Raw genomic sequence first — 22,608 nt, 5'->3', positions numbered from 1 at the left:
GGGCCCCACTACGGCGCGCCCTGATCTTCAACGCTAACATCTTCCATCTCGATGCTTGAGCGCTTACCTTCGCATTATGAAAACAGCCGACGCCGACATTCTCATTATCCCCGGCCTGGGCCATTCCGGCCCCGGGCACTGGCAACACCGCTGGGTCGAAAAGATCCGAAATGCTCACTTCGTCGAGCAGGACGAATGGGACGCGCCGACACTGGCGGGTTGGCTGGAAACCCTTGAGCGTGAAATCATGATGGCGACCCGCCCCGTGGTGCTCGTAGGCCATTCGCTCGGGGTGCATGCCATCGTCGCGGCGAGCCAAACAGTGGCGGACACCAAGGTCAGGGCCGCTTTCCTCGTCGCACCACCAGATGTTGACGAGCACCCCGAAGTCCCGGCCGAGACCTCACCGTTTCGCGGACTTCCCCGCGATCCCCTGAAATTTCCCTCGATGCTGGTGGCCTCGTCCAACGACCCCTATTGCAGCATTGAGCGCGCTGCCGAGTTTGCATCATGCTGGGGATCTGATTTCCACATCGCTGGCGACGCCGGCCATATCAACGTCGAATCGGGCCATGGCCCCTGGCCCGAGGGACTTCTGATGTTCACGCGCCTGATGAGCCGTATTTGATCCTGAAGGGCCCGGATGCTCTACCGAGGTATAAAAAAACCCCGCACATCATGCGGGTTTTTTTTAACGCGCGATTTCCGAACGATCAGGACTCGGCGATGATCTCGGCCTTGGCCTTCGCGTCGAACTCATAAACCTTGGCTTCGATCGCCGCCTCGTCCATTGCGACTCCCTTGGCGTCGAAATCTGCCTTGATCTTGGCAACGACGTCCGCATGTCCGCCCTGAACCATATCTGCTGCAATCACTTCGGCGACATAGTTGGCGATAGCGTCGGCGCCTTCGATACCCAGCTGCGCACTGGCCCAATGCGCCAGATGCTTGTTGCGCCGCGCTTCGGCGCGAAACCGCAGTGATGCATCATGCGCGAATTTGGCTTCCTCGGCTCGTTCGCGTTCGTCGAATGAAGACATGGGCTGTCCCTCGGCTGGAGTTAACGTTCCCACCCAGATAGGCGGTTCCACCCGCCAAATCAACACAGCCGCTCCCGCTGGGCTTTGTCGCCGGTCGTTATGCGAGGTATTTGCGCAACGCTTGGGGGAATCGCGGTATCAAGGGGCTTGCAATGGCCATGCAAAAAGGCGCATGAGTGCGCCCAAATTGGACGCGCAGGCCGTACGCGCGGAAACCCACGGACAGACAAAATGAACCGTCGTCGCAAGATTTACGAAGGCAAGGCAAAGGTACTTTACGAAGGTCCCGAGCCCGGCACGCTGATCCAGCACTTCAAGGATGATGCCACTGCCGGTAACGGCGCCAAGCACGAGATTATCGATGGCAAGGGCGTCCTGAACAACCGGATTTCCGAGTTCATCTTCACCCGTCTCAACACGCTTGGTATCCCGACCCATTTCGTGCGCCGCATCAACATGCGCGAGCAGTTGATCCGCGAAGTCGAGATCATCCCGATCGAAGTGGTCGTCCGCAACGTTGCAGCCGGCTCGCTCTGCAAGCGCCTTGGCCTCGAATCGGGCACTCAGCTGCCCCGTTCGATCATCGAATTCTATTACAAGGACGATGCGCTCAATGACCCTATGGTCTCTGAGGAGCACATCACGGCGTTTGGTTGGGCCACCCCGCAGGAGCTCGACGACATCATGGCACTCGCCGTGCGGGTCAACGATTTCCTCACGGGCCTGTTCATGGGCGTTGGCATCCAGCTCGTGGATTTCAAGATCGAATGCGGTCGCCTGTTCGAGGGCGACATGATGCGCATCGTTCTGGCCGACGAACTCTCCCCCGACAATTGCCGGCTTTGGGACATCAAGACCCGTAACAAGCTCGACAAGGACCGCTTCCGCGAAGATCTCGGCGGACTGGTCGATGCCTACCGCGAAGTCGCCCAGCGCTTGGGCATTCTCGTGGAAGCCGATAACGCGCTGACCACCGGCCCGCGCCTCGTACAATAAGCAGATCCGCCAACCGATCCAAAAGGCCATACGGACATATGAAAGCCCGCGTAATCGTAACTTTGAAAAACGGCGTCCTTGACCCGCAGGGTCAGGCTATCGAAGGTTCTCTTGAAGGTCTTGGCTTCGCCGGCGTCCAGTCCGTCCGACAGGGCAAGGTTTTCGACGTGGAACTTTCCGGCGCCGATTCCGTTACAGCCAAAGCCGAGCTTGAGAGAATGTGCGAGAAGCTTCTCGCAAATACAGTGATCGAAAACTACGCCGTAGAGATCATCGATTAACCTCTCGCATTTAAATTAAAAGCCTGCGCCCGCCCCGCGCCAGCGCACTATGGAGTTGTGCCAAAATGCTGAAGACGATTTCCCTCTCGGCCCTGTTCTTTCTCGCTCTTGGCGTCATGGTCGCCGCTTACGGCACAGTGCCCGTAGCCGGCTGACCTGAAGGTCCTGGGGCCAGCGCTCCGGTCTAAATGCCATCGAAAGGGCCGGACTCGCGTCCGGCCTTTTCGCGTTTTTAACCACGCTCTCAAAATCCCGAAACCGTGAAACCAGCTGTTGGCTCGCTCTGAGTTACAACCAGCCCAACACAACCGGGCTTTTGGACACGAGCAATGTCTGTCACCACCTCTAATCGTCACGCATGGGTCGATTTGGCTAAGGGCATATCGATCATTCTTGTCGTGATGATGCACGCAACATATGGGGTGGGCGAAGAGACGGGGCGTGTCGGTTTCATGCACTACGTCCTCGCCTTCGCGACACCGTTCCGCATGCCCGAATTTTTTATGATCGCGGGACTTTTTCTCTCGGCGGTCATCGCGCGTCCATGGGCGCACTTCGCAGACCGCCGCGTCGTCCACTATCTCTATTTCTATGCCCTTTGGGCCCTGATCCTTATCGTCTTCAAGCATTTGCTGATTGACCGCGACCCAGCTATGACGGTCGCCTTGCTCGCAAGCGCGATCTACGAACCTTATTCTGTCCTGTGGTTCATCTATGCATTGGCCATATTCAGCGTACTGGCAAAGATCACGCACGAACTGGGCGCTCCACAACTGCTGGTCTTTGTAGTCGCAGCCGCTTTATCGATCGCGCCCATCGCGACCCCGGTTTCGATCGTCAACTACGCAGCCGAGTATTTCGTCTTCTTTTACGCCGGATATGCCTTCGCGCCCGCAATCTTCCGCTTCGCCCACGCTGTCGGGGAGCGTCCCCGCGTTGCAGCACTCGGCCTGGCACTTTGGGCGCTGACAAACACGGCACTGATTTTCTCGCCGGGACACGAAATTGCCTACGGCCACATCATCACCGGCGTGGCAACCATGCCCGGGGGGACCTTCGCACTGGCCATTGCAGGCGCGCTGGCCGTCTGCACCGCTGCCGTCCTCGCCTCGCACGCCAAAGGATTTGCATGGCTGCGCTGGATCGGCGCAAATTCGATCGTTATCTACTTGAGCTTCGTGATCCCGATGGGCATTTTCCGCACCCTGTTGCTGACTATCGCGCCTGGAATCGATGCCGGCATCGCCAGTCTCGCGACACTCATCGTCGCAGTGGTCAGCCCCGTATTGGTCTATTGGATCATCGGTCGGGTCGGATTTGGTCGTTTCCTCTTCGAACGTCCCGATTGGGCAATTCTTCCACGCGCACCAGGAAGTCGCTGGACAAAACAACAGCCCTCACCGGCACCGGCCGAGTAGCCATCCATCCGTCACCGCCAGTGTAAGTGCCCTTCCGCGTCCTCTGTCTTCCTGGCCAGAGGGTGCGGCACGCCACAAATTCGCGCACCCAGCAATTTCCCCTTGCATTCTCTGCTATAAATCCCGAAAAGGCGCCCATCCAGCAGCCCCTTTTGTTGAAGCGAGACGTAAGCGTGATGAAGTCCGCAGTCGTTGTCTTTCCCGGCCTCAACCGCGAACGCGACATGATCGCGGCGCTGACCAAGATCGGCGGCACCCCGCCCGCGGTCGTCTGGCACAAAGACACCGAACTCCCCGATGTCGATCTGATCGTCATTCCCGGCGGATTTTCCTATGGCGACTATTTGCGTTGCGGCGCAATCGCCGCCCGCTCTCCAATGATGGACACGATCCGCGAGCGCGCCGAAAAGGGCGTTAAAGTTCTTGGCGTCTGCAACGGCTTTCAGATCTTGACCGAAGCCGGCCTCCTCCCCGGCGCCTTGATGCGCAACGCCTCGCTCAAATTCGTCTGCCGTGAGGTAAAACTCGAAGTCGCCAACGCCGACACCCCCTTTTCGCGCCGATACGCACAGGGACAGGTCTTCCGCTGCCCGGTCGCTCATCACGACGGCAACTATTTTGCCGACGCGGATACCGTCGCCTCCCTCGAGGATAACGATCAGGTTGTTTTCCGCTACACGGCCGATACCAACCCCAACGGCTCGATCAACAACATTGCCGGTATCACCAATGCGCGCGGCAATGTTCTGGGCATGATGCCCCACCCGGAGAACCTTATTGAACCGGCCCATGGCGGCGATGATGGCAAGGGCATTTTTGCCGGTCTCTTGAACTGACCACGTTCTGAACATCCAGCCCGAACCCAATTCCGATCGGCATGCTATGACCTTCCGCAACGACATCGAAATCACCCCCGAACTCGTCGCCAGCCATGGCCTCAAGCCCGACGAGTATCAAAAGATCCTCGACCTGATCGGACGCACCCCGACCTATACCGAACTCGGTATCTTCTCGGCCATGTGGAACGAGCACTGCTCCTACAAGAGCTCGAAGAAATGGCTCAAGACCCTGCCCACCAAAGGCCCGCGCGTCCTGCAGGGTCCTGGTGAAAACGCCGGCGTTGTCGATATTGGCGATGGCCAGGCCGTCGTCTTCAAGATGGAATCCCACAACCACCCGAGCTTCATCGAACCCTATCAGGGCGCCGCGACCGGCGTCGGCGGCATTCTACGTGACGTCTTTACAATGGGCGCCCGCCCGATCGCTGCGATGAACGCCCTGCGCTTTGGCGAGCCCGATCACGAAAAGACCAAGCACCTCGTTTCCGGCGTCGTCGCCGGTGTCGGCGGCTATGGCAACTCCTTCGGCGTGCCCACAGTTGGCGGCGAGGTCCAGTTCGACGCCCGCTATAACGGCAACATCCTCGTCAACGCCTTCGCTGCCGGCCTCGCCGATGCCGACAAGATTTTCCTCTCCGAAGCCAAGGGCGTCGGTCTGCCCGTCGTATATCTCGGCGCCAAGACGGGTCGCGACGGCGTCGGGGGCGCGACAATGGCATCTGCCGAATTCGGCGACGACATCGAGGAAAAACGCCCTACAGTCCAGGTCGGTGATCCATTCACCGAAAAACGCCTCCTCGAAGCCTGTCTTGAGCTGATGAAAACCGGCGCGGTGATCGCGATTCAGGACATGGGCGCCGCCGGACTCACCTGTTCGGCCGTCGAAATGGGCGCCAAAGGCGATCTTGGCATCGAGCTCGACCTCGACAAGGTGCCGGTCCGCGAGGAGCGCATGACACCCTACGAGATGATGCTTTCCGAATCCCAGGAACGCATGCTCATGGTCCTGCATCCCGAAAAGGAAGCAGAAGCCCGCGCCGTCTTCGAAAAATGGGAACTCGACTTCGCGACTGTCGGGAAAACGACCGACGATCTGCGGTTCCGCGTTTTCTGGCAGGGCGACGAAGTTGCCAACCTGCCCATCAAGGACCTCGGCGACGAAGCGCCCGAATACGATCGCCCCTGGGTTGCCCCCACGCCGCCCGCAGAACTTGACCCCTCCACCGTGCCGGACGCCGACATCGCCGACGCTCTGCTTAGCCTTCTTGGCTCGGCCAACCACTCGTCTCGCCGGTGGGTTTACGAGCAATACGACACGCTCATTCAGGGCAATTCGCTCCAGACCCCTGGCGGAGACGGCGGCGTGGTCCGCGTCGAGGGTCACCCGACGAAAGCGCTCTCTTTCGCCTCGGACGTCAACCCACGCTATTGCGAAGCCGACCCTTATGAGGGCGGTAAGCAGGCCGTGGCCGAATGCTGGCGCAATCTGATCGCCACTGGCGCGGAACCCCTCGCCGCCACCGACAACCTCAATTTCGGCAATCCCGAGCGCCCGGAAATCATGGGCCAGATCGTCCACGCCATCAAAGGCATCGGTGACGCCTGCACTGCGCTGGATTTCCCCATCGTGTCCGGCAACGTCTCGCTCTACAACGAAACTAACGGACGCGGCATCCTCCCCACGCCCACCATCGCCGGCGTGGGCCTGATCGATGATCACGCCAAGATGGCGCGCTCGAAGTTCTCCCGTGAAGGTGACGCGATCATCCTGATCGGTGCGCCCGATTCATGGGGCAGCCATCTCGGCCAATCTGCCTACCTCCGCGATGTGCTCGGTCGTCGTGAAGGCACGGCCCCCAAGGTCGACCTGGACCACGAAAAACGGGCCGGCCTTTACGTCCTCTCGCTCATCCGCGCACAAAAAGTCCATTCAGCGCATGATCTGTCCGACGGCGGGCTCGCTCTCGCCCTCGCCGAATCGGCTATTGCCGGGATTGGCGCTGAAATCGAAACCCGCGACGACCAGTGCTTGGCGACATGGTTCGGCGAGGATCAGGGCCGATATATTGTGACCGCCACGCAGGAAGACGCAGAAGAAATCATCGCTCAGTCCCCCGTATCTGCCATTGTCATCGGGACGACGGGCGGCGATACCTTGAAGCTCGGTGACGCCCGGCCCATATCCCTCAAAGAGATGCGCGACGCCTATGAAGGGTGGTTTCCCGGCTTTATGGGCGCTACAATCTCCTGACACCGAAACAAAAGCGGAGCCTCACATGCCAATGGATGCAGCCGATATCGAGAGCCTGATCAAAGAGGCACTCCCCGATGCCAAGGTTGACATCCGAGACCTGGCCGGCGACGGCGATCACTACGCCGCAACGGTCACATCCGAAGCCTTCCGCGGCAAATCCCGCGTGCAACAGCACCAGCTCGTCTATCAGGCGCTCAAGGGCAATATGGGCGGCGAACTCCACGCCCTCGCTCTCACGACGACCGCGCCAGACTGACGCAAACGAGCGCGCCATGACACTCAGAGACAGCCTCGACCTCATCAAGGCCGTCAATCCCGAGGGCGGGCACGCTGTTCTCGAACACGAGATCATGGCGGAACGCGCCTCTTCGCTTGGTGCAGCCGAAAAGCGCGTGCAACTGACGGTCTCCGCCTACAACGCCAGCGAAAAACCCGACCGTTCCCAAGAGCTGGCTGCAGCGCAAAAGGCTGTCTGGGGCTATTTCGTCCAGCGCGAACTCTGTGGCTTTCGCCGCCATCAGGACGTGATCGCTGCGTTTTCCATCCCCAGCGAGGTGCTCAACGGGTTGGGCGCGGTCCGCTGACGCATGGCCTCGACATGACCACCATCATCCCCTATCTATCGGGAAACACCGATCAACCGCCCCGCACCATCCCTCGGGCCGAAAGGATATTTTGATGAGCGATATCAACGCCTTCATCGACAACCAGGTCAAGTCAAACGACGTCTTTCTGTTTATGAAGGGCACTCCCGACTTTCCCCAATGCGGATTTTCGGGCCAGGTCGTCCAGATTCTGAGCTATCTCGGCGTCGAGTATAATTCGGCCAACGTGCTCGAAAACGAAGACCTTCGCCAAGGCATCAAGGACTACTCCAACTGGCCGACCATCCCGCAGCTTTACGTCAAGGGCGAGTTCGTCGGCGGTTGCGACATCATCCGCGAAATGTTCCAGGCTGGAGAACTTCAGACCCATTTCGAGAACGCCGGCATTCCGGTCAAGCAGACCGCCTGAAGCCAGACGTTCAGCGTCTTCAAAAGCCCGCGCCCCCAGCGCGGGCTTTTCGCATCTATTGCCGTGATGATGGGTATTCCAAACTTTTGCTTGCGCTAACCCGTTGCGGGTTTATCGTCACCTGACGATAAGCGAGTCCCCATCATGTCTGCCTCAACGCCCACCGCCCGCACTGCCCTGCCGGTGCCTCTGCCCGTCATCATCATCGCTGGATGCATCATTGCCATGGTGACATTCGGCGCGCGTTCGACGTCGGGCCTCTTCATGTTGCCGATGACCGAAGATTTGGGCTGGTCGCGCAATGGCTTTGCCATGGCTCTCGCCGTGCAGAACCTTGTCTGGGGCATAACTCAGCCTTTCGCAGGCGGGTTTGCCGACAAGTTCGGCACGGCCCGCACCCTTGCAGTAGGCGCCTTAATCTACGCCGCGGGCTTGCTGCTTTGGTCGATCACCCCGAACGAGGGTGTCTTTTTGCTCACGGGCGGTGTACTGATGGGCATCGGTATCGGCACAGCGTCCTTCGGCGTCGTCATGGCGGCGTTCGGACGCGCCGTCCCAGCCAACAAACGTTCCTTTGTCTTCGGTATTGCGACCGCAGCGTCGTCCATGGGCCAGTTCGTATTCGCCCCGCTCGGCCAGGCGTTCATTTCAAACTTCGGCTGGCAGATGGCGCTGGTCTATCTGGGGTTGATCATCCTTATGGTCGTCCCGCTGTCCTTCATGCTGCGCGGCCAGACCAACAGTGCTCCCGGCGATGCAGACATGCCCTTTATGCAGGCGCTCTCGAAAGCGCTGGGTCACGGTTCTTATCGCCTGCTGGTCATCGGGTTTTTCGTTTGCGGCTTCCACCTGGCCTTCATCACCGTTCATTTCCCGGCCTTCCTGGTCCAGTGCGGACTGACACCGGAAGCAAGCTCCTGGGCGCTCGGACTCATCGGCCTCTTTAACGTTGCCGGCTCCCTCCTTGCCGGCTGGCTCGGCGATCGGCTCCCCAAGCAGATCCTGCTCTCGGCCATCTACCTCCTCCGCGCCATCGGCACCGCCGCCTTCCTACTGCTGCCGATCACCGAGGTCAGCGCCTACATCTATGCCGCCACCCTTGGCATGCTTTGGCTCGCCACAGTGCCCCTCACCGCCGGTCTGGTCAGTCTGTTCTTCGGCCCTCGCTATATGGGCATGCTTTACGGTGTCGCATTCCTTTCCCACCAGATCGGTTCATTCTTCGGCGTGTGGTTGGGCGGCGTATCCTTCGATCTCACCGGCTCTTACGATCTCGTCTGGTATCTGGGCATACTGATCGGCCTCTTCGCCGCTGCCATCCACATCCCGATCCGCGAGGTCAAGGCACCCGCATTTGTCGCTCCGGCACCATCTATCGCCTAAAGCCGATTTAGGGGTTGCCAAACCCGCCTCATGGGTTCAAGTTTTAAGCACAAGGCCGGGGCATAAATCCCGGCCTTGCCATTTCAAGGTATTCCCATGACGACCACCATTGCCACCACCCGGGATGTCTCCCGGCCGGAATTCATTGCCCTGATTGCTGGCCTCATGGCGCTCAACGCGCTCGCCATCGACGTCATGCTCCCTGCACTGCCCTATATGGGCGAAGCGCTCGGGGTAATGAACGAGAACGACAGGCACTTCGTCCTCACGGCCTACATGCTCGGCTTTGGTGCTGCACAAATCGCCTTTGGCCCGATCTCGGACCGGTTTGGCCGCCGCGGCCCGCTCCTGGTGGGCTTGGTGGTCTATGTTCTTGCCGCCTTCGCAGCGGCATTTTCACCCACCTTTGCCACGCTGCTCGTCCTGCGTTTCGTCCAGGGTATGGGCGCAGCCGGGACGCGCGTCATCGCGACTTCGCTGGTCCGCGATCGCTTCGGTGGCCGCGCCATGGCCGAAGTAATGTCACTGGTCTTCATGGTGTTCATGATCATTCCGGTGATCGCCCCGGCAATCGGCCAGATTCTCCTGCTGACCGGCCCATGGGAGTACATCTTCTTTTTCATGGCCGGACTGGGCCTTGTTATCTCGGTCTGGGCCATGATTCGCCTCCCCGAGACGCTGGCACCAGAGAACCGCCGCGCCCTCACTGCCACGGTCATCATCGAAGGCTTCCGGCTGGTCTTCACCAACCGCATGGCTTTCATGTACGGCCTATCAGGCATGTTCGTTTTCGGCGCATTGTTTGGCTTCATCAGCACAGCCCAGCAAATTTATGTCGATATCTACGGGCTCGGCGCCCTCTTCCCCGTCGCCTTTGCCGCCATGGCTGGTCTGATGTCGATCTCGTCCTACACCAACTCGCGCATGGTCCGCACAATCGGCATGCGGCGGCTGAGCCATGGGGCGATGCTAGCCTTCACCCTGGTAAGCGGTGTCTGGTTTCTCATTTCGTTGACCGGGTTCATGCCGCTATGGCTATTCTTCGGCCTTCTGGCGATCATCATGTTCATGTTCGGCTGGTCGATGGCCAACATCAACTCGCTCTCGATGGAGCCCTTGGGCAACGTCGCCGGCACCGCCTCTGCGGTTTTCGGACTCGTTCAGACGGTGGGTGGCGCGCTGATCGGCACGGTGATCGGACAGTTTTACAATGGCACCGTCGTTCCCATCGCCGCGGGCTATTTCGTTCTTGGCGTCATCGCCATCGGCTGCATCCTGATTGCCGAAAATGGCAAACTGTTCGGGGTCGGCGACGAGTATCAGGATGCCCCGCCGGCCGATATTCACTAAGCCACAGCGCCGAACATCAGTCCGGCAAGCGCCGTCGCGGCCATCGCGGCGGCGCCCCAGAACGCTACTCTCAGCGTCGGCCGCAAAACCCCTGCACCACCCGCCTGCGCGCTGATGGCCCCGAGCGCCGCCAATGTCAGCAGTGACACGGTAATGACCACAGGCACCGTGACGGCTTCGGGCGCAAAAAAAGCTGCCAGCAGCGGTAGCAACGCGCCAGCCGAAAACGTCGCGGCCGATGTCAAAGCCGCCTGCAGCGGTCGCGCCGTCGATATGTCGGAAATCCCCAACTCGTCCCGCGCATGAGCACCCAGCGCGTCATGGCTCATCATCTGCTGCGCGACGGCACGCGCCAGCGCTGGCTCCACGCCACGCCCGACATATATCCCCGCCAGTTCCTCGAGTTCTTCTTGCGGCTGGGTATCGAGCTCGCGTCGCTCACGCGCCAGATCAGCGCGCTCGGTGTCCGATTGCGAACTGACGGAGACATACTCGCCCGCCGCCATTGACATCGCCCCAGCCACGAGCCCGGCCAGTCCTGCCGTCAGGACCGCCATTTGCCCCGCCGACGCGGCGGCGACGCCAACCACAAGGCTGGCGGTCGAAACGATTCCGTCATTGGCCCCGAGCACGGCGGCCCTAAGCCACCCGATCCGCTCGATAACATGGGATTCCGTGTGGATTTTCAGCCGGGTCATTTTCGATCTCCTCGAAGGAAGATCAATGTCGCTCATCTGACCTAGACTGTGAACACCTCACGGCGCAGCATGTGCCAGCTCTCGGCATCCGGCGCCACCAATAGTCCACCATCCTTATGGCCGGGCTTGTACGCGCTACCATCAAACCGCGCCACATGAGCGCCGGCTTCCGCCATCATCAGCGAGCCCGCCGCGTGATCCCATGGCGTGAGCTTGTTGAACATCATGAAGTGCAGATTGCCGCCCGCGCCCAGTCGATACTCGTGCCCCGCACAGCGATAGGCGCCCAGAACGCTGATCTTGGCGAGATTGGCCAGAATTTCGGGCCGCTTGGCCTTTTCGATATAGGCCACTGACGCCGTACCCGCCATATCCTCCAGCGGCACAGCGTCGGCGAACTTCTGCCGCACCATCCGTCCATCGGGAAAAACCTGAAAGCAACCGCAGCCGCGTTCGGTCATCATCCAGTCATCGCCGACCGGATCGTAGATCACGCCCGCCACCACTTCCCCACGCGTCACCACGGCCGCCATTACCGCAAACAGCGGAAGCCCGGCGGCAAAATTCCACGTCCCGTCCACCGGATCGACATAAATGACCGTCTCGTTCTCGAAATGCCGATCGAGCAGCGATGGATCGGCCGCCACTGCCTCTTCACCAATCACCACCATCTGCGGCGCTGCATCGTTGATCGCTTTGGTGATGAACCGTTCTGAAGCGACATCGGCCTCGGTCACCAGATCATAGGCATGCGCCTTGGTCTTGATCGTACCGTCGTCGAGCCGGCGAAACCGCGGCATGATCTCGGTCTTCGCAGCCTCGCGCAGGATGGCGGTCAGTCTTTCGATATTCATCAACTCTCCTTTGCAGCCAGCGCAGCGAAATCGAACAACTTGGGATCGAGCATATGGCTTGGATTGATCTGCCCAAGCGCCCGGATCATCACATCCTTGCGCCCCGGCATCTTGCGCTCGAAATCATCGAGCATCGCCTTCATCGCATTGCGCTGCAGCCCGTCCTGACTTCCGCACAGATCGCAAGGGATGATCGGGAAATCCAGCGCCTCTGCAAATCGCGCCAGGTCGCCTTCAGCGCAAAGCGCCAGCGGACGAAGCACTTCCACGTCGCCCTCGTCGTTGAGCAATTTGGGCGGCATCGTCGCCAGCTTGCCACCATGAAAGAGGTTCATGAAGAAGGTTTCGAGAATATCTTCGCGATGATGCCCTAGCACCAGCGCCGAACACCCCTCCTCCCGCGCAATACGATAGAGATGCCCGCGCCGCAGCCGCGAACACAGCGAGCAATACGTCGCGCCTTGCGGCAGCTTGTCGGTCACGATCGAATAGGTGTCCTGATACTCGATCCGATGCGCGATGCCGTTGCTTGTCAGAAACTCGGGCAGAATGTGCTTTGGAAAATTGGGCTGACCCTGATCGAGATTGCAGGCCAGCAATTCCACCGGCAAGAGTCCGCGCCATTTCAGATCCATCAGCACGGCAAGCAAGCCATAGCTGTCCTTGCCCCCCGAGAGCGCCACGAGCCATTTCGCGCCTGGCCGCACCATGCCGTAGATGTCGAGCGTTTCGCGCACCTGCCGGATCAATCGCTTGCGCAGCTTGTTGAACTCCACCCCCGAGGGCGCGTCCCGAAACAGCGCCGGGCAATCCTCATCGGTTTCCATTTCAACGATCGGTGCGGCAATGCTCATGATCTGTCCTTCCGCGCCCACGCTGGAGACGGCGGACGACACCGTCCTGATACATGCTCAGGGCGCGAAGGAAAAGGCACCGCGCCATGGGCCGGATGACGTCCTGTTGCCAAACACCACCCGGCCATGTGACGCAGAACGGGAACAAGGAGTTACAAACGATCCCGTATCCGGCCCGGGGCTCTGGCCTGAGCGCTCCGGGTACGAAACCACTATGACAGCCCCACCTTGCCCCCGCTTCAATCACAAAGCAGGCATTCGTCTCAAAACTCGATCAATTGCGCCATATTGGGCGCGCAATACTGATCAACTCTATTGTCAGCACCAAAATGCCGACGTTAGATCGCATCGGGCCGCTGCGCTATCAGCGCCTCACCGACGAATATCTAGGGGCTGTTTAAATGTTTCGCGCCTTCTTCCCCAATCCGAGATTGTTCTTTCCCGCCGCATTGATCTGGGCCGGCCTCTGCATGCTCGCCTGGTTCACCATCGGCGACGAGCTAGCCCAGGTGTTCAGTCTTGCACCATGGTTCGCGCAGGAGGTAACGGAAACCAATCCAGCGCCTTTCCTGACGGCCGACAAGGTCTGGCTCTATCAGTTCGTGATCGTCGCTGGTTACCTCTTCTGCATCCCTTGGTACTGGATCGGCAATAACCGCCGATGGTTCTGGTGGTCGGTGGTCGGGAGCGTAACGATCGTCGAAGTCGTATTCTTCGACGTGCAGATCGGCGCGTGGATGAACGCCTGGTATGGAGAATTTTACAATCTGATACAGGCTGCGCTGACCGAACCGGGCAGTGTGACGCTGGATCGGATCTATGGGGAGCTCTGGACGGTCCTGTATGTCCTCCTGCCCCGCATCGCGGTCCTCGTGCTCAACGCGTTCTTCATTGCCCACTACCTCTTCCGCTGGCGCCGCGCCATGACGTTCTTTTACATGTCGAACTGGCCGCACCTACGCAATGTTGAGGGTGCTTCCCAGCGTATCCAGGAAGACACCCAGCGCTTCGCCATCATCGTCGAGGGCCTCGCCGTCGCTCTGATCGGGTCGGTCATGACGCTGCTGGTTTTCCTTCCCCTCCTCTGGGGCCTGTCGCAAAACATTACCGAGTTGCCGCTTGTCGGTCCGGTTAACGGAAGCCTTGTCTGGGTCGCTCTGGTATCTGCAGCGATTGGCACCGTGCTCCTGGGCCTGGTGGGCGTAAAACTTCCAGGTCTGGAATTTCAGAACCAACGTGTCGAGGCCGCGTTCCGTAAGGAATTGGTGTATGGCGAAGACAACGCCGAACGCGCCAGCCCCCCGCGAACCCGCGACTTCTTCAAGGCGGTACAGCGCAACTATTTCAGGCTTTACGCGCACTACCTCTACTTCAACGTGGCGCGCTATCTCTATTTGCAGGGCTCGAACTTCGTACCGCTGATCGCCATGTCGCCAACCATCGCGGCAGGCGCTTTGACGTTCGGCCTCTTCCAGCAGGTCTCGAACGCTTTCAATCAGGTCGAAAGCTCGTTCCAGTTCCTGGCCAATTCATGGACCACGATCATTTCCCTGATTTCGGTCTACAAGCGCTTGCGCACGTTCGAAGCGCATATACCCTACGGTGAAGAGCTTGGCGTCGACTATGACGACCCGCGCTATCTCGAGACCGAAGCGGACTATCCGCCTGTCACCGAGGAACTTCCCACGCCCTACACGATCTAGGGTCGACCAACGAAAAAGGGCCGCTCCATCGGAGCGGCCCTTTCCCATTCAAACTGGCTGTTCGCTTAGCGCGAATAGAATTCGACGACCAGGTTCGGTTCCATCTGGACCGGGTACGGCACGTCCGAAAGGGTCGGCACGCGAACGAAGGTCGCAGACATCTTGGAGTGGTCGGCATCCACATAGTCCGGCACGTCGCGCTCTGCGAGCTGAACGGCTTCGAGAACCACGGTGAGCTGCTTGGAGCGCTCACGGACCGTGATCACGTCGCCCGGCTGGACGTTGTAGGACGGGATGTTGACGCGCTTGCCGTTGACCTGAACGTGGCCGTGGTTGACGAACTGGCGAGCGGCGAACACGGTCGGCACGAACTTGGCGCGGTAAACGATCGCGTCGAGACGGCTTTCCAGAATACCGATGAGGTTCTCACCGGTGTCGCCCTTGCGGCGAGCCGCTTCGGCATAAACGCGCTTGAAGGCCTTTTCGGTGATCGAGCCGTAATAGCCCTTCAGCTTCTGCTTTGCGCGCAGCTGAATACCGAAATCCGAGAGCTTGCCCTTGCGGCGCTGGCCGTGCTGGCCGGGGCCATAGGCGCGTGCGTTGAGCGGGGACTTCGGACGACCCCAGATATTTTCGCCGAGACGGCGGTCGATCTTGTGCTTCTGCGAATGACGTTTTGACATCGCTTGTCCTTTGTAGATTACAGATAAAAGACAGCGCCCTCCTCTATCCCCTCTTGCGAGGCGATCGACAGACCGTGCGAAAAACGTTGGTACTGGCTAGAGCCAAAGGCCCAACCTGAATACGCAAACCGACGGTCTCGGGTGCTTCCCGATGAGCATAGCCCAGTCAGGATGGCCGGTTTCTAGGTGCCAATCGGCCGAAAGTCAAGCGCCGTGGCCCTACTCCGTCCCATGAACGGCTTCCGATTTCGGCACCTGGCCCTGCTTCCGTTCGCGCTGAAAGACGTAAAGCCCCGATGCAAGGATGATCGCTGTGCCCACCCAGGTCCAGAAATCCGGAAAGTCCCCGAAAACGAAATAGCCAAGCGCCACCGCGCCCACGATCTCGAGATACTGAAACGGTGCGATCGTTGATGCCGGTGCCCGCCGAAACGCTTCCGAAATCAGAAAGAAGGTCAGTGCCGACAAAAGCCCCATGATCCCTAGTAGCCCCCACGGCCCCGATGCATCGAACCCTTCGGCAAAACTGAACAATTCCATCCCGCCCGTAAGCATCAGCACCAGTCCGATCATCCCAAGCGCAATCAGCGCGAACCAGAACTGGATCGACATCGAATCCATGGTTCGCGACAATTTACGGATCACGATCGCATTGGTCGCAAAAGCCGTAGCGGCCACAAGCGGCAAGAGCGATGTCCACCCGAACACGTCCCAGCTCGGTCGGATAACGATCAGGGCGCCAATCAGCCCGACGAACACAGCGATATAGCGCCGCCAGCCCGTCCGCTCCCCGAGAAACAGCGCCGACAGCACGGTGAGAATCAGCGGCTCCACGAAAAAGATCGCGATAGCCGTCGCGATCGGCATCGTAACGAACGCCCCAATCAGCGCCCCAAGCGTAGCAGCCGCGGAAAACCCGCCCAGCACCAGCAGTCCCCATGGCCCGGTCTGCAACCGTCGCCGCAAAAGCACGATAACGCCGCCCAGCACCATCATCTGCAGCAGGAACCGCCAGAACGCGATCTCGAACGGGTTGAGGAAAGCCGTCAGCGTCTTGGAAAGCGTATCGCCGATCGGCACCAGCGCCATGGCGATCACCATGATCACCATTCCCGTCTGAGCCGAACGCGAATGAGATTGCGATGCCGCCGCGGCGGGAGAAATCATGGATGGTCCGGAAACAGGAAAGGTGGGACCAAAACCCTACAGGCACGATCCCGCCCGGGCAACCTTAGCTATTGTTCGTCGTCGTTCTTGCGCAAGCGGGCTGGATTGGGTCGTTCATGCCGCCGGTCCAGAGCTGCCACGACCCCTCGCAAAGTCCGCACCTCCTGCGCGTTGAACCCGGCCCGCGCGAACATCGCGCGGATATTGTTCATCACGGTCGGTCGCTTCGCATCAGTCTTGAAGAACCCGGCCCGGTCCAGCGCCTCTCCTAACTGCTCGGTCAGCCCGACAATCTGCCCCCGTGGGGCCGGCTCGCCCTCATCACCTGCAAAAGGCAAAGGCGCATCCTTGAGTGCCGCCCGGCGCCACTCATAGGCAAGAACCAGCACGGCCTGCGCGATGTTGAGCGACGCAAAAGCCGGCTCCACAGGCAGCGTCACGATCGCATCGGACAGGGCCACCTCGTCATTGTTAAGCCCCCACTTCTCGCGCCCGAACAGAATGCCGGCTTTCTGGCCCGCGCCGATATGCGCGCTCATCCGATCCGCCGCCTCGTCCGGCCCGATCACCGGCTTGAACATTTCCCGGTTCCGCGCTGTCGTCGCATAAACGAGATTGAGATCGTCGATCGCTTCGGCGAGCGTATCGAACACCCGCACCCGCTCGATCACCGGCAGCGCCTTGGCTGCAGCCGCTACCGCCTTTTCATTAGGCCAGCCGTCTCGCGGATTGACCAGTCGCAGATCCCAGAGCCCGAAATTCGCCATGGCCCGCGCGGTCGTCCCGATATTCTCGCCAAGCTGCGGTTCGCAAAGAACGATCGCCGGCGTGGGACGAAACATGAATTCCTTGCTTGTATCGGTCCCCGCCATCACACTGCCCCTTGCTGCGCGCGCCATTCGTCTTCGAGCATCGCATAGACGAATTCCTCGTCCCATTCGCCCTTGAAAATTGCATGTTCGCGAAAATGCGCCTCGCGCCGCATGCTCAGCTTTTCCATCACCCGCCAGGACGCGAAATTGCGCGTATCGCACCGCGCAGAAATCCGATGCAACCCCACGCGATCGAACCCGACCCCTAGCACTGCGCGGGCCGCTTCTGTGGTATAGCCACGTCCCTGGTGCGCGGGGTCCATCACATAGCCCAACTGCCCCTGCCGCGCCGCGATATCGTCAAACATCAAGACGCAGTCTCCGATCTGCCGGCCAGACGCCTTGAGTACCACCGCATACTGAATGCCTTCGCTCTTGGCTCCCAGACCGTCCATGGCGATCCAGCGCGGGATCAGTTCCTTTATCCTCCGTCGCGTCCGCGGCTCCCAGGAGCAATAGCGCGCAACCTCCGGCAGTCCCTCATATGCAGCGGTCGCATCGACATCGGAAAGCCTGAACTGGCGCAGCAACAGTCGCTCTGTTTCGATCGGAAAATAGGACATCGTCACCATCATGGTCTGTGGCCTGTGCCACTACGTCTAAGCGGCGCCGATAGCAAGTTTTGCGCTGGCATTGCGCCGATTGCCATGCCAGCCTCTCCCGATGACAAAGCTTGTTCTCAACGAAACCGCCCAATGCGCCTGCGGTGCCAGCACCATCACAGTCGATGGCCCCGTGCTCTCGATGCTCGTCTGCTCATGCCGCGACTGCCGCAAGGCAACGGGCACCGGTCACTCAACCGTGGTCCTCATGCACACCGACACCGTCGCGATTAACGGCCCGGTCAATGGCCACACCAGGACCGCAGCCTCCGGTTCGCACATCACGCGCAATTTCTGCGCCGAGTGCGGCACCCCTCTATACGCCCGTACCCAGCGTGCCCCAAACCTCATCCTGCTCCCGGCCGGCGTGTTCGATGACCCTACTTGGTTCGCACCAAATCAGGCCGTCTTCTCGCGCTCGCACCTCGATTGGGACCTTCTCGACCCCGCCCTGCAGCAACATGACACCTACCGCGACAGCACCGGATTTTAGGCAATGAGCTTTGCAGCCGACGAACTCGCCGACCGCGTCCGTGACCATCTCGGCCATCGTCCGGGCATCACCGAACGCAAGATGTTCGGCGGCCGCGCCTTCATGCTACACGGCAACATGGTCGTCGCCATCATGAGCGATGGCGCGCTCCTCGCTCGTGTGGGTAAGGACGGCTACGATACAGCGTTAAGCGAACCCGGCGCCAGCGCGATGACCATGGGCACCAGGACCATGGGCGGCTTTGTCTCGGTCGATGGCGACGTCCTCGAGGATGACGATACCCTAGCGCAATGGCTCGACCGTTGCCGCGCCTTCGCTGCCTCTCTGCCGCCAAAATAGCGCAAGACACTGCGACTAAACGTCCCCTGCACATTGATATGCTTTCGCAGCGCAACCAATCTTTGCCCCACGGATTGGAATGGAAAGGCAATTTGCCAAAGACAGCATTTTCACAAGCAAGAGGTTTATTCATGCTCTATATTGACACGCCCACATTGCAGCAGTTCAAAAAACTCAATAGCGAGCGCGCAAGGGCCTGCGTTTCAATCTATCTCCCCACTACCCCTCTCACTCAAGACATCGACGCATCCCGCATCGAATTGGGTAATCTGGTCAAGAATGCCATGTCGCAACTCGAAGAGCTTTCCCTCGACAAGGGTGAGATCGCCGCCATCGGTGAAGAGTTCGACGACCTTCTGGAGGATGATGAATTCTGGCGCTTCCAGGCGCACTCCCTCGCGATTTTCGCCACACCGACAAAAATCCGCACCTTCCGACTGGCGAACAAACTCAACGCCACAGTGGAAGTCGCAGACCGCTTCCTCCTAAAACCGCTCCTCCGCGCCATAACATTCCCGCACGACGCTCTGGTTCTGGCGCTCTCGGAAAATGCAGTCCGGCTTGTCGAGGTCTTCCCTGATCTGCCGCCCCAGGAGATCAAGGTTCCAGGGATGCCCAGCGATGCGGCCAGTGCCAACAATCGATCCACGATCAACGACCGCTCGGCAAAGCGTCGCATCACTGGATCGGAAGGCCAGAAGGTCCTGTTGGCAAACTATGCAAGGCAGGTCGACGCAGCCCTGCGCCCTGTGTTGTCCGGTCGCGATCTCCCGCTGATCCTGGCTGCAACGCAGCCGCTCGATTCAATCTTCCGGTCGGTTACATCCATCACCAGCTTGGCCGACGAAACCATCACCGACACGAACGATCGCTCCACCGATAGCGAAATCGCCACATCCGCCCAAAAGGTGCTCGACGGTATTTATGCCAGCCAGATCGAAGAGTTCAACGCAACCTTCGAGGCGCGAAAGGGTGCGAGCCGTACGACCACCGACATCTCCGATGCTGCCCGCGCAGCGACGTTTGGCGCCATCGAAACCCTGCTTGTCGACTTCGACGAAGTTGTTCATGGCACGATCGACGAAGAGAGCGGGGCCGTCACCTTCGCCGACGAAGGGCCGCATACATTCGGCGTTGTCGATGAAATCATGAGTCGCGCATTGGCCAGCGGAGCCACCGTTTTGGCTGTACGCAAGCCGGACCTCCCGCACGACGCATCGCTTGCAGCCACGCTTCGCTACCCGATTTAGTCGACTTTAGTCCCAATTCCCGCCGAACCGAGCGTGTTTTGCCCGGTTCGGCTTTGCTCTTGCCAATCTCAATGCTATAGGGGCGCCTGAAAAATATCGGCAAATTGAGGAGCGCTGAATGAGCAAGATCAAAGTCGCCAATCCCGTCGTCGAACTTGACGGCGACGAGATGACCCGGATCATCTGGCAGGCCATCAAGGACAAGTTGATCCATCCCTATCTCGACATCGATCTTGAATATTACGATCTCAGCGTCGAAAACCGCGATGCCACCGATGACCAGGTGACCATCGATTCCGCCCACGCTATCAAGAAGCACGGCGTCGGCGTCAAATGCGCCACCATCACGCCCGATGAGGGCCGCGTTGAAGAATTCGGCCTCAAGAAGATGTGGCGCTCGCCCAACGGCACCATCCGCAACATTCTTGGCGGCGTGATCTTCCGCGAACCCATCATCTGCAAGAACGTCCCGCGCCTCGTGCCCGGCTGGACTCAGCCGATCATTGTCGGTCGCCACGCTTTTGGCGATCAGTATCGCGCCACCGATTTCAAATTCCCCGGTAAGGGCAAACTGACCATCAAGTTCGTCGGCGAAGACGGACAGGAAATCGAACACGAGGTGTTCCAGTCCCCCGGCGCCGGCGTTGCCATGGCCATGTACAACCTCGATGATTCGATCCGCGACTTTGCCCGCGCTTCGCTCAACTACGCCCTGCAGCGCGGCGTGCCCTGCTACCTCTCGACCAAGAACACCATCCTTAAGGTCTATGACGGTCGCTTCAAGGACATCTTCGAGGAAGTCTTCCAAGCCGAGTTCAAGGACCAATACGAAGCCAAGAAAATCTGGTACGAGCACCGCCTGATCGACGACATGGTCGCTGCGTCCCTCAAATGGTCCGGCGGTTACGTCTGGGCCTGCAAGAACTACGACGGCGACGTCCAGTCCGACATCGTGGCCCAGGGCTTTGGCTCGCTTGGCTTGATGACCTCCGTCCTGATGACCCCCGATGGACAGACCGTCGAAGCCGAAGCGGCGCATGGCACGGTGACCCGTCACTACCGCCAGCACCAGCAGGGCAAGGAAACCTCGACCAATTCCACAGCATCGATCTTCGCCTGGACCCGTGGCCTCGCCCACCGTGCCAAGCTCGATAGCAATGATGAGCTCGCCAAGTTCGCTGCAACCTTGGAAAAGGTCACCGTGGACACCATCGAAGAAGGCAAGATGACCAAGGATCTCGCCCTTCTCGTCGGCCCTGATCAGCCTTGGCTCTCGACCATGGGCTTCCTCGACGCCATCGACGAGAACCTCCAGAAGGCCATGGCCTGATATTTCTACGCTTGAACGCGAAAAAGGCCCGGCACCCGCCCGGGCCTTTTTTGTATCAGCCGGAGCAGGCACCCCTTCCTCAGACATCCCTGGATTTCCTCCCAGGATCCGGCTCTGCGCACGTCACGATCACCACGCCAGCTGCCCACCATAAATCCCCTCGACCCCGCCACCGATTGCCTCTATCACTGACCTGTGCGGCCTTCGCCGCGCTTCACCGCAAACATTGGAAACTCTGATGCCGGTTGGCGTCCTCATCGCGCTAGCCGCCTATGCAAGTTTTGCCTTCGGCGACGCTGCCATCAAGAGCTTTGGCGATAGCCTGTCGGTCTTCCAGATCGGCTTTTTTCTGACGATCTTTTCCTTCGTCCCTGCCCTGATCGTGCGCCCGCGCGGCGAGCTCTGGCGCGACACCTACAAGCTTCGCCACCCTTGGCTCATGCAATTGCGCGGAGTCTGCGGCATCATTTCCATGGCCATGGCCACAATCGCCTTCACCTCCATCCCGCTGGCTGAAGCCTATGCACTGATCTTTCTCACGCCCATCTTCGTCACCATCCTTTCGGTCTTCATCCTGCGTGAATCGATGTCGCCGTCCCGATGGCTGGTCCTCGCCGTCGGCTTTGCCGGGGTCCTTCTCGTCGTGCGCCCCGGCTTTAAAGTGCTTGAGATGGGCCACATCGCCGCCGCCTGCGCCGCGGTTTCCGCATCGGTCGGCGCCATCGTGCTCAAGAAGGTATCGGCAAATGAGCGCCGCGTCTCCCTGCTGGGCGTCCTGCTCACCTATGCCCTGGTCTTCAATGGCATCGCGATGATCCCCAGCTTTGAAATCCCCACCTGGCACCAGATGGGCATGTTTCTCATGATCGGGCTGTTCGGCGGCACCGGGCAATTGCTCATGATAGCCGCGTCCCGCCGCGTCGCCGCCAACCAGATCGCACCAACCCAGTACAGCCAGATCGTCTGGGCCATCATCCTGGGCGGGTTGTTTTATCAGGAATACCCCGATGCCGTTGCCATCATCGGTCTTGTGATTGTGGTTGCATCCGGCGTAGCCACTCCTGGCGTCGAAGCCGCGCGCGCCCTTCTCGGCGTACGCATGGCCCGCATCGGCCGCCGCAGGGTCACAACGCCGGCGCCCGAACGCGTCGATTGAACCTGTTGCAAGGACGCATCAGCGACACATTC

The 22,608-nt window shown here is 59.9% G+C and carries 25 protein-coding genes; 17 read left to right on the top strand and 8 right to left on the bottom strand.

The window, feature by feature from the left end:
* The first annotated feature begins 76 nt into the window (after positions 1-76).
* Positions 77-628, top strand: a complete 552-nt coding sequence (locus tag BLR31_RS16270; protein ID WP_090597809.1) for an RBBP9/YdeN family alpha/beta hydrolase — start codon at positions 77-79, stop codon at positions 626-628.
* Positions 629-713: 85 nt separating this feature from the next.
* On the opposite strand, the gene BLR31_RS16265 is transcribed toward BLR31_RS16270, so the two are convergent.
* On the bottom strand, positions 714-1,040 hold the full coding sequence (locus BLR31_RS16265; protein WP_090597807.1) for a DUF1476 domain-containing protein: 327 nt from the start codon (positions 1,038-1,040) through the stop codon (positions 714-716).
* A 231-nt stretch (positions 1,041-1,271) separates the two neighbouring features.
* Between BLR31_RS16265 and purC the strand changes: the two genes are divergently transcribed.
* The 10 genes from purC to BLR31_RS16215 all read left to right on the top strand — a co-directional run bounded on the left by purC (position 1,272) and on the right by BLR31_RS16215 (position 10,575).
* Positions 1,272-2,036: a phosphoribosylaminoimidazolesuccinocarboxamide synthase gene (gene purC / locus BLR31_RS16260; protein WP_090597871.1), complete on the top strand. Its 765-nt coding sequence runs from the start codon at positions 1,272-1,274 to the stop codon at positions 2,034-2,036.
* 38 nt (positions 2,037-2,074) lie between these two features.
* Positions 2,075-2,317: a phosphoribosylformylglycinamidine synthase subunit PurS gene (gene purS / locus BLR31_RS16255; protein WP_090597805.1), complete on the top strand. Its 243-nt coding sequence runs from the start codon at positions 2,075-2,077 to the stop codon at positions 2,315-2,317.
* A gap of 329 nt (positions 2,318-2,646) precedes the next feature.
* A complete protein-coding gene (locus BLR31_RS16250; protein ID WP_090597803.1) occupies positions 2,647-3,735 on the top strand; it encodes an acyltransferase family protein in 1,089 nt (362 codons plus the stop codon).
* Between the two features lie 176 nt (positions 3,736-3,911).
* The gene (gene purQ, locus BLR31_RS16245; RefSeq protein WP_090597801.1) at positions 3,912-4,571 is read left to right on the top strand and encodes a phosphoribosylformylglycinamidine synthase subunit PurQ; all 660 of its coding nucleotides are present in this window, start codon (positions 3,912-3,914) and stop codon (positions 4,569-4,571) included.
* Between the two features lie 46 nt (positions 4,572-4,617).
* Positions 4,618-6,825: a phosphoribosylformylglycinamidine synthase subunit PurL gene (gene purL, locus BLR31_RS16240; RefSeq protein ID WP_090597799.1), complete on the top strand. Its 2,208-nt coding sequence runs from the start codon at positions 4,618-4,620 to the stop codon at positions 6,823-6,825.
* 25 nt (positions 6,826-6,850) lie between these two features.
* Positions 6,851-7,084 carry a BolA family protein gene (locus tag BLR31_RS16235; protein ID WP_090597798.1) on the top strand — a complete coding sequence of 78 codons (234 nt, stop codon included), beginning with the start codon at positions 6,851-6,853 and terminating at the stop codon, positions 7,082-7,084.
* 16 nt (positions 7,085-7,100) lie between these two features.
* Entirely contained in the window at positions 7,101-7,412 is a 312-nt protein-coding gene (locus BLR31_RS16230) for a DUF6665 family protein (RefSeq protein ID WP_090597796.1), read from the top strand.
* A 94-nt stretch (positions 7,413-7,506) separates the two neighbouring features.
* A complete protein-coding gene (gene grxD, locus BLR31_RS16225; RefSeq protein WP_090597794.1) occupies positions 7,507-7,842 on the top strand; it encodes a Grx4 family monothiol glutaredoxin in 336 nt (111 codons plus the stop codon).
* Between the two features lie 144 nt (positions 7,843-7,986).
* Entirely contained in the window at positions 7,987-9,225 is a 1,239-nt protein-coding gene (locus BLR31_RS16220) for an MFS transporter (protein WP_090597792.1), read from the top strand.
* A gap of 96 nt (positions 9,226-9,321) precedes the next feature.
* Positions 9,322-10,575: a multidrug effflux MFS transporter gene (locus BLR31_RS16215; protein ID WP_090597791.1), complete on the top strand. Its 1,254-nt coding sequence runs from the start codon at positions 9,322-9,324 to the stop codon at positions 10,573-10,575.
* Here the strand turns inward: BLR31_RS16215 and BLR31_RS16210 are convergent.
* The 3 genes from BLR31_RS16210 to ttcA are packed head-to-tail and all read right to left on the bottom strand — an operon-like array spanning position 10,572 to position 12,981.
* Positions 10,572-11,273 carry a VIT1/CCC1 transporter family protein gene (locus tag BLR31_RS16210; RefSeq protein WP_090597790.1) on the bottom strand — a complete coding sequence of 234 codons (702 nt, stop codon included), beginning with the start codon at positions 11,271-11,273 and terminating at the stop codon, positions 10,572-10,574. The genes BLR31_RS16215 and BLR31_RS16210 overlap by 4 nt on opposite strands.
* A 41-nt stretch (positions 11,274-11,314) precedes the next feature.
* Complete coding sequence (locus BLR31_RS16205) at positions 11,315-12,127, bottom strand: inositol monophosphatase family protein (protein ID WP_090597788.1); 813 nt, start codon at positions 12,125-12,127, stop codon at positions 11,315-11,317.
* Positions 12,127-12,981 carry a tRNA 2-thiocytidine(32) synthetase TtcA gene (ttcA, locus tag BLR31_RS16200; protein ID WP_090597869.1) on the bottom strand — a complete coding sequence of 285 codons (855 nt, stop codon included), beginning with the start codon at positions 12,979-12,981 and terminating at the stop codon, positions 12,127-12,129. Before ttcA ends, BLR31_RS16205 begins: the two co-directional genes overlap by 1 nt.
* A gap of 401 nt (positions 12,982-13,382) precedes the next feature.
* On the opposite strand from ttcA, the gene sbmA reads away from it, so the two are divergent.
* Complete coding sequence (sbmA, locus tag BLR31_RS16195; RefSeq protein ID WP_090597786.1) at positions 13,383-14,684, top strand: peptide antibiotic transporter SbmA; 1,302 nt, start codon at positions 13,383-13,385, stop codon at positions 14,682-14,684.
* Between the two features lie 65 nt (positions 14,685-14,749).
* On the opposite strand, the gene rpsD is transcribed toward sbmA, so the two are convergent.
* From rpsD to BLR31_RS16175, 4 genes are all read right to left on the bottom strand, one after another.
* Positions 14,750-15,367: a 30S ribosomal protein S4 gene (gene rpsD, locus BLR31_RS16190; RefSeq protein WP_090597784.1), complete on the bottom strand. Its 618-nt coding sequence runs from the start codon at positions 15,365-15,367 to the stop codon at positions 14,750-14,752.
* Between the two features lie 219 nt (positions 15,368-15,586).
* Positions 15,587-16,534 carry a DMT family transporter gene (locus tag BLR31_RS16185; protein ID WP_210183942.1) on the bottom strand — a complete coding sequence of 316 codons (948 nt, stop codon included), beginning with the start codon at positions 16,532-16,534 and terminating at the stop codon, positions 15,587-15,589.
* Between the two features lie 68 nt (positions 16,535-16,602).
* Positions 16,603-17,406, bottom strand: a complete 804-nt coding sequence (locus tag BLR31_RS16180) for an RNA methyltransferase (RefSeq protein WP_090597865.1) — start codon at positions 17,404-17,406, stop codon at positions 16,603-16,605.
* On the bottom strand, positions 17,406-17,969 hold the full coding sequence (locus tag BLR31_RS16175) for a GNAT family N-acetyltransferase (protein WP_090597863.1): 564 nt from the start codon (positions 17,967-17,969) through the stop codon (positions 17,406-17,408). Before BLR31_RS16175 ends, BLR31_RS16180 begins: the two co-directional genes overlap by 1 nt.
* A gap of 100 nt (positions 17,970-18,069) precedes the next feature.
* Here BLR31_RS16175 and BLR31_RS16170 point away from each other — a divergent pair, with 100 nt between their 5' ends.
* The 5 genes from BLR31_RS16170 (at position 18,070) to BLR31_RS16150 (ending at position 22,576) form a co-directional block, all read left to right on the top strand.
* Positions 18,070-18,501 carry a GFA family protein gene (locus BLR31_RS16170; RefSeq protein ID WP_090597782.1) on the top strand — a complete coding sequence of 144 codons (432 nt, stop codon included), beginning with the start codon at positions 18,070-18,072 and terminating at the stop codon, positions 18,499-18,501.
* A 3-nt stretch (positions 18,502-18,504) separates the two neighbouring features.
* Entirely contained in the window at positions 18,505-18,840 is a 336-nt protein-coding gene (locus BLR31_RS16165; RefSeq protein WP_090597780.1) for a TfoX/Sxy family protein, read from the top strand.
* A gap of 131 nt (positions 18,841-18,971) precedes the next feature.
* A complete protein-coding gene (locus tag BLR31_RS16160) occupies positions 18,972-20,090 on the top strand; it encodes a baeRF11 domain-containing protein (RefSeq protein ID WP_090597778.1) in 1,119 nt (372 codons plus the stop codon).
* A gap of 118 nt (positions 20,091-20,208) precedes the next feature.
* Positions 20,209-21,420, top strand: a complete 1,212-nt coding sequence (locus BLR31_RS16155) for an NADP-dependent isocitrate dehydrogenase (protein ID WP_090597776.1) — start codon at positions 20,209-20,211, stop codon at positions 21,418-21,420.
* A gap of 238 nt (positions 21,421-21,658) precedes the next feature.
* Positions 21,659-22,576, top strand: a complete 918-nt coding sequence (locus BLR31_RS16150; protein WP_090597774.1) for a DMT family transporter — start codon at positions 21,659-21,661, stop codon at positions 22,574-22,576.
* Positions 22,577-22,608 lie beyond the last annotated feature (32 nt).

Origin of the sequence: Pelagibacterium luteolum, assembly GCF_900100665.1 — a bacterium.
Lineage (GTDB): Bacteria > Pseudomonadota > Alphaproteobacteria > Rhizobiales > Devosiaceae > Pelagibacterium > Pelagibacterium luteolum.
This window is presented reverse-complemented; position numbering and strand designations above follow the sequence as displayed.

What these genes read in the sequence shown, in the direction of transcription:
- BLR31_RS16170 (WP_090597782.1), top strand. Translation starts at nt 18,070, where the DNA reads ATGACAAAGCTTGTTCTCAACGAAACCGCCCAATGCGCCTGCGGTGCC.
- BLR31_RS16270 (WP_090597809.1), top strand. Translation starts at nt 77, where the DNA reads ATGAAAACAGCCGACGCCGACATTCTCATTATCCCCGGCCTGGGCCAT.
- BLR31_RS16230 (WP_090597796.1), top strand. Translation starts at nt 7,101, where the DNA reads ATGACACTCAGAGACAGCCTCGACCTCATCAAGGCCGTCAATCCCGAG.
- BLR31_RS16265 (WP_090597807.1), bottom strand. Translation starts at nt 1,040, where the DNA reads ATGTCTTCATTCGACGAACGCGAACGAGCCGAGGAAGCCAAATTCGCG.
- BLR31_RS16185 (WP_210183942.1), bottom strand. Translation starts at nt 16,534, where the DNA reads ATGATTTCTCCCGCCGCGGCGGCATCGCAATCTCATTCGCGTTCGGCT.
- BLR31_RS16250 (WP_090597803.1), top strand. Translation starts at nt 2,647, where the DNA reads ATGTCTGTCACCACCTCTAATCGTCACGCATGGGTCGATTTGGCTAAG.
- rpsD (WP_090597784.1), bottom strand. Translation starts at nt 15,367, where the DNA reads ATGTCAAAACGTCATTCGCAGAAGCACAAGATCGACCGCCGTCTCGGC.
- purC (WP_090597871.1), top strand. Translation starts at nt 1,272, where the DNA reads ATGAACCGTCGTCGCAAGATTTACGAAGGCAAGGCAAAGGTACTTTAC.
- BLR31_RS16155 (WP_090597776.1), top strand. Translation starts at nt 20,209, where the DNA reads ATGAGCAAGATCAAAGTCGCCAATCCCGTCGTCGAACTTGACGGCGAC.
- BLR31_RS16210 (WP_090597790.1), bottom strand. Translation starts at nt 11,273, where the DNA reads ATGACCCGGCTGAAAATCCACACGGAATCCCATGTTATCGAGCGGATC.
- BLR31_RS16175 (WP_090597863.1), bottom strand. Translation starts at nt 17,969, where the DNA reads ATGTCCTATTTTCCGATCGAAACAGAGCGACTGTTGCTGCGCCAGTTC.
- purL (WP_090597799.1), top strand. Translation starts at nt 4,618, where the DNA reads ATGACCTTCCGCAACGACATCGAAATCACCCCCGAACTCGTCGCCAGC.
- BLR31_RS16220 (WP_090597792.1), top strand. Translation starts at nt 7,987, where the DNA reads ATGTCTGCCTCAACGCCCACCGCCCGCACTGCCCTGCCGGTGCCTCTG.
- BLR31_RS16150 (WP_090597774.1), top strand. Translation starts at nt 21,659, where the DNA reads ATGCCGGTTGGCGTCCTCATCGCGCTAGCCGCCTATGCAAGTTTTGCC.
- BLR31_RS16205 (WP_090597788.1), bottom strand. Translation starts at nt 12,127, where the DNA reads ATGAATATCGAAAGACTGACCGCCATCCTGCGCGAGGCTGCGAAGACC.
- BLR31_RS16235 (WP_090597798.1), top strand. Translation starts at nt 6,851, where the DNA reads ATGCCAATGGATGCAGCCGATATCGAGAGCCTGATCAAAGAGGCACTC.
- purQ (WP_090597801.1), top strand. Translation starts at nt 3,912, where the DNA reads ATGAAGTCCGCAGTCGTTGTCTTTCCCGGCCTCAACCGCGAACGCGAC.
- BLR31_RS16160 (WP_090597778.1), top strand. Translation starts at nt 18,972, where the DNA reads ATGCTCTATATTGACACGCCCACATTGCAGCAGTTCAAAAAACTCAAT.
- purS (WP_090597805.1), top strand. Translation starts at nt 2,075, where the DNA reads ATGAAAGCCCGCGTAATCGTAACTTTGAAAAACGGCGTCCTTGACCCG.
- BLR31_RS16215 (WP_090597791.1), top strand. Translation starts at nt 9,322, where the DNA reads ATGACGACCACCATTGCCACCACCCGGGATGTCTCCCGGCCGGAATTC.
- BLR31_RS16180 (WP_090597865.1), bottom strand. Translation starts at nt 17,406, where the DNA reads ATGGCGGGGACCGATACAAGCAAGGAATTCATGTTTCGTCCCACGCCG.
- BLR31_RS16165 (WP_090597780.1), top strand. Translation starts at nt 18,505, where the DNA reads ATGAGCTTTGCAGCCGACGAACTCGCCGACCGCGTCCGTGACCATCTC.
- ttcA (WP_090597869.1), bottom strand. Translation starts at nt 12,981, where the DNA reads ATGAGCATTGCCGCACCGATCGTTGAAATGGAAACCGATGAGGATTGC.
- grxD (WP_090597794.1), top strand. Translation starts at nt 7,507, where the DNA reads ATGAGCGATATCAACGCCTTCATCGACAACCAGGTCAAGTCAAACGAC.
- sbmA (WP_090597786.1), top strand. Translation starts at nt 13,383, where the DNA reads ATGTTTCGCGCCTTCTTCCCCAATCCGAGATTGTTCTTTCCCGCCGCA.